This is a genomic window from Pseudomonas lundensis, from assembly GCF_002269125.1.
GTDB lineage: Bacteria > Pseudomonadota > Gammaproteobacteria > Pseudomonadales > Pseudomonadaceae > Aquipseudomonas > Aquipseudomonas lundensis_A.
On sequence record NZ_NQKI01000086.1, the window covers coordinates 1 to 1,603 of the forward strand.

A 1,603-nucleotide genomic window follows, 5' to 3' on the forward strand; every position below is an offset into this window, starting at 1 on the left:
GTCGTACCCCGCGTCGGCGTGGCGCATCACCCCGGTGGCCGGGTCGTTGTGCAGCACGCGGGCAATGCGTTCGGCCGCTTCGTCGGTGCCATCACACACGATCACCATGCCCGAATGCTGCGAGAAGCCCATGCCGACGCCGCCGCCGTGGTGCAGCGAAACCCAGGTCGCGCCGCTGGCGGTGTTGAGCAAGGCGTTGAGCAGCGGCCAGTCGGACACCGCGTCCGAACCGTCCTGCATGGCTTCGGTCTCGCGGTTCGGGCTGGCCACGGAGCCGGAGTCCAGGTGATCGCGGCCAATCACGATCGGCGCTTTCAGCTCGCCGCTGCGCACCATTTCGTTGAACGCCAGGCCCAACTTCGCACGCTGGCCCAAGCCAACCCAACAGATACGCGCCGGCAACCCCTGGAAGCTGATGCGCTCGCGGGCCATGTCCAGCCAGTTATGCAGGTGCGCGTCGTCGGCAATCAGCTCTTTGACCTTGGCATCGGTCTTGTAGATGTCGTCGGCTTCGCCCGACAGTGCGACCCAACGGAAAGGGCCTACGCCACGGCAAAACAGTGGGCGGATGTAGGCCGGTACAAAACCGGGGAAGTCGAAGGCGTTTTCAACACCGACTTCTTTGGCCATCTGACGGATGTTGTTGCCGTAGTCGAAGGTCGGAATGCCTTGTTTCTGAAAGGCGAGCATGGCTTCGACGTGTTCGCCCATCGACGCCTTGGCGGCTTTCACCACGCTCGCCGGATCCGTCACGGCACGGTCGCGGTATTGCTCCCAGGTCCAGCCTTTGGGCAGGTAGCCGTTGAGCGGGTCATGGGCGCTGGTCTGGTCGGTGACCATGTCCGGGCGCACGCCACGGCGAACCATTTCTGGCAGCAATTGAGCCGCATTCCCGCACAACGCAATGGAAATGGCCTTGCCTTCAGCGGTGTAGCGGGCAATACGCGCCAGCGCGTCATCCAGATCGGTGGCTTGTTCGTCGACGTAACGGGTGGCCAGGCGGAAATCGATACGGCTTTGCTGGCATTCAATATTCAGCGAGCACGCGCCCGCCAGCGTCGCGGCCAATGGTTGCGCACCGCCCATGCCGCCCAGACCGGCCGTCAGGACCCACTTGCCCTTGAGGCTGCCGTTGTAATGCTGGCGACCGGCTTCGACGAAGGTTTCGTACGTGCCTTGCACAATCCCCTGACTGCCAATGTAGATCCAGCTACCAGCTGTCATCTGGCCATACATGGCCAGCCCTTTGGCATCGAGTTCGTTGAAGTGCTCCCACGTCGCCCAGTGCGGCACCAGGTTGGAGTTGGCGATCAGGACGCGCGGCGCATTGCTGTGGGTTTTGAACACACCGACCGGCTTGCCGGATTGCACCAGCAAAGTTTCGTCATCATTCAGGTTCGTCAGGCTTTCAACAATTTTGTCGTAGCAGGCCCAGTTACGTGCTGCCCGGCCAATGCCGCCATACACCACCAGCTCGGTCGGGTTCTCGGCCACTTGCGGATCAAGGTTGTTCATCAACATCCGCAACGGGGCTTCGGTCATCCAGCTTTTGGCCGTAAGACGGGTGCCACGGGCGGCGCGGATTTCACCTTCGCGGTGACGG

At 62.4% G+C, this 1,603-nt stretch carries 1 protein-coding gene; it reads right to left on the minus strand.

The genetic code is table 11. The features are described from left to right. Positions 1 to 1,603, minus strand: a 1,603-nt coding sequence (gene hutU / locus CJF39_RS22560; protein WP_094995372.1) for a urocanate hydratase, incomplete at both ends; no start/stop codon positions are given.